We start from the raw sequence: 315 nt of genomic DNA, 5'->3' as shown, positions 1-315 counted from the left end.
TCTGTTGAAACTTTTGTTGAGAAGAGTCTGGTTGTTTCGGTGGTTGTGTCGATTCTACAACTGATGGAGATGAACCTTTGGTTGGTGGCTCCATTCCTCCAGTTAGATGAGATGAATTTTGGATTGGTGGCTCTGTTCCTCCAGTTAGATGAGTTGAATCTTGAATTGGGGACTCCATTTCTTCAGCTGAAGGAGTTGGATCGACAATAGGTGCATCTGTTGTTCCTGGATCAATTGAAGGCTCAGGAATGTCAATTGGTCCATGCTGACCAATTCCAGGAACAGCATCGTTTTTCAAAGCGTTATAGGTCGCAT

General features: G+C 43.8%; 1 pseudogene. It reads right to left on the bottom strand.

The window, feature by feature from the left end:
• Positions 1-315, bottom strand: a pseudogene (locus tag HMPREF2619_RS08590) (hypothetical protein); the annotation flags it as partial.

This window comes from Streptococcus sp. HMSC074B11, assembly GCF_001808705.1.
Taxonomy (GTDB): Bacteria; Bacillota; Bacilli; order Lactobacillales; family Streptococcaceae; genus Streptococcus.
Note: the sequence above shows the minus strand (reverse complement) of the source record. Positions and strands in the feature narration are given on the sequence as shown.